Raw genomic sequence first — 2585 nt, 5'->3', positions numbered from 1 at the left:
CCCCTCCGGCGAGACCTCCTCCTACCGCTCCAACCCCCTGCGGCTGGCGGAGTTCACCCTCTCCCGCCGGGAGCCCGCCTATGTGGGCCGGGCCAAGGCCGCAGCGGCTCTGGAGGCAGAACGCCGTGCCGGCAAGTCTCCGGAGGCGCTGAAGGCCGTCCTGGACAAGGTGGGTGACGGCGCGGCCCTGCTGGGCAATACCCAGTTCGGCTCCTGTGTCTTTGCCAACAAGCCAGGCGACGGTTCCGCCCGGGAGCAGGCGGCCTCCTGCCAGAAGGTGCTGGGCGGCTTCGCCAATATCTGCTACGAGTTTGCCACCAAGCGCTACCGCTCCAACTGCATCAACTGGGGCATCCTGCCCTTCACCCTGGACCAGGGGACGGAATTCCCCTATGAAAACGGCGACTACGTGTTTGTGCCCGGCATCCGGGCGGCCATTGCCGCCGGCACCGAGGACATCCCCGCCAAGGTCATCCGTGCCAACGGTACCGTGGAGGAGCTGACGCTCCACGTCCGGGGCCTGACCGAGGATGAAAAGGAGATCATCCTGGACGGGTGCCTGATGAATTACTACGCAAAGAGGGCTGATTGAGATGGATAAAATCAAAATGACCACCCCCATCGTGGAGATGGACGGCGATGAGATGACCCGCGTTCTGTGGGGCTGGATCAAGGAAATGCTGATCGAGCCCTTTGTGGATCTGAAAACGGAGTACTATGACCTGGGCCTGCTGCACCGCAACGAGACGCAGGATCAGGTGACGGTGGATGCCGCCAACGCTACCCGGAAATACGGTGTGGCGGTCAAGTGCGCCACCATCACCCCCAACAAGCAGCGCATGGAAGAGTATCCGCAGTTGACGGAGATGTGGAAGAGCCCCAACGGCACCATCCGCTCCATTCTGGACGGCACCGTGTTCCGCACGCCCATTCTCATCGACGCCATCCGTCCCGTGGTGAAGAACTGGAAAAAGCCCATCACCATCGCCCGTCACGCCTACGGCGACGTCTATAAGAGCGTGGATTTCCACACGGACGAGCCCGGCGAGTGCACCATGACCTTCCGAGGCGTCTCTGGAAAGGAACAGACCGTGGTGGTCCAGAAGGTGGACGGCCCCGCCGTGTGGCAGGGCGCCCATAACAAGGACAGCTCCATCCGCTCCTTTGCCCGCGCCTGCTTCCAGTACGCCATCGACACCAAGCAGGACCTGTGGTTCTCCACCAAGGACACCATCGCCAAGGTCTACGACGGGGACTTCAAGCAGATCTTTGAAGAGGAGTACGAGAGCCGTTACAAGGCGGAGTTTGAAAAGCTGGGCCTCACCTACTTCTATACCCTCATCGACGACGCCGTAGCCCGGGTCATCCGCAGCGAGGGCGGCTACATCTGGGCCTGCAAAAACTACGACGGCGACGTCATGAGCGACATGGTGTCCACCGCCTTCGGTTCTCTTGCCATGATGACCAGTGTCCTGGTGGCCCCCGACGGCACCATGGAGTTTGAGGCGGCTCACGGCACCGTCACCCGCCACTACTACAAGTACTTAAAGGGCGAGGAGACCTCCACCAACCCCATGGCCACCATCTTCGCCTGGTCCGGGGCTCTCAAGCGCCGGGGCGAGCTGGATCAGCTGCCGGAGCTGGTGCACTTCGGTGAAAAGCTGGAGGAGGCCTGCTACGATACGTTGAACGCCGGGATCATGACCAAGGATCTGGTGGGTCTGGTGGAGCCGGGCTTTGCTGCCACAGCGGTAACCAGCGAGGAATTCCTAAGCGCCATCGCGGAGAAATTATCTAATAAATTGGCTTAATTGTTTATTATAAAGAACAACTCCCCACGAATCTTGCAGATTCGTGGGGAGTTGTTCTTTCAAAACTGATTGGAAAATGTGGTGTGAATGCTGTAATAATACCCTGACATCAGCAGCGGCACATAGACCGGATCGGTGGCAATGATGGTGCCGTCCTCCAGCTTTAGCCCAAAGGACTGCAGATTCTCTGTGATATAGAGCATCCGCTCCACACCCAGAGAACAAAATTCCCCGGGGCGATAATACTGAATATCCTGCCAGCCCTCCACGCCCATGGCGTCCCATTGAATCTGGGCCTCCACGCCTTCCCGGCAGGTGGCTTCCACGGCTTCAATGGCGAACCGGCCCACAAAGGACTTGTCCCCCAGGAACCACTGCTCCCCGTCAATGGTGACAGCGGTCTCCCCTGCCGGCACTCCCTCCGGAGTATAAACAGCGGCTGTCACCGTCAGAGAGACCGGACGCTCAAACACGCCGGCCCGGACCAAGATACCAAAAAACACGAAGCCCACCAGAACCAGCGCCAGGAGACTCCCCAAAATCTGCCCCCACCGCCGCCGGGTCTTCTCCCGGGCCTGCCGGACCAGCAGCATCAGAGCCCGACGCACCGTCACCTCCGGTTCCGCCTCCTCCTGCTCCTCTCCCCGCAGCAGGTCCAGCACCTGAAGCCCCAACGCGTCCGCCAGGGGCTCCAGCAAACCCACATCGGGGAAACCTGCTCCGGTATCACATAGTTAAAGATATTGGTGTCATTTAATCAATTTTGCCGATAAA

At 60.0% G+C, this 2585-nt stretch carries 2 protein-coding genes and 1 pseudogene; 2 read left to right on the top strand and 1 reads right to left on the bottom strand.

What is annotated here, in order from left to right; all coding sequences use genetic code 11:
• Nucleotides 1-592: pseudogene (locus ACT67G_RS11890) on the top strand (hydratase); the annotation flags it as partial.
• 1 nt (nucleotide 593) lies between these two features.
• On the top strand, nucleotides 594-1811 hold the full coding sequence (locus ACT67G_RS11885) for an NADP-dependent isocitrate dehydrogenase (protein WP_443664367.1): 1218 nt from the start codon (nucleotides 594-596) through the stop codon (nucleotides 1809-1811).
• A 59-nt stretch (nucleotides 1812-1870) separates the two neighbouring features.
• Here the strand turns inward: ACT67G_RS11885 and ACT67G_RS11880 are convergent, their stop codons facing one another.
• On the bottom strand, nucleotides 1871-2515 hold the full coding sequence (locus ACT67G_RS11880) for a hypothetical protein (RefSeq protein WP_443664366.1): 645 nt from the start codon (nucleotides 2513-2515) through the stop codon (nucleotides 1871-1873).
• Between the last annotated feature and the right edge of the window lie 70 nt (nucleotides 2516-2585).

This window comes from Dysosmobacter sp. (genome assembly GCF_052306735.1).
GTDB lineage: Bacteria > Bacillota > Clostridia > Oscillospirales > Oscillospiraceae > Oscillibacter.
This window is presented reverse-complemented; position numbering and strand designations above follow the sequence as displayed.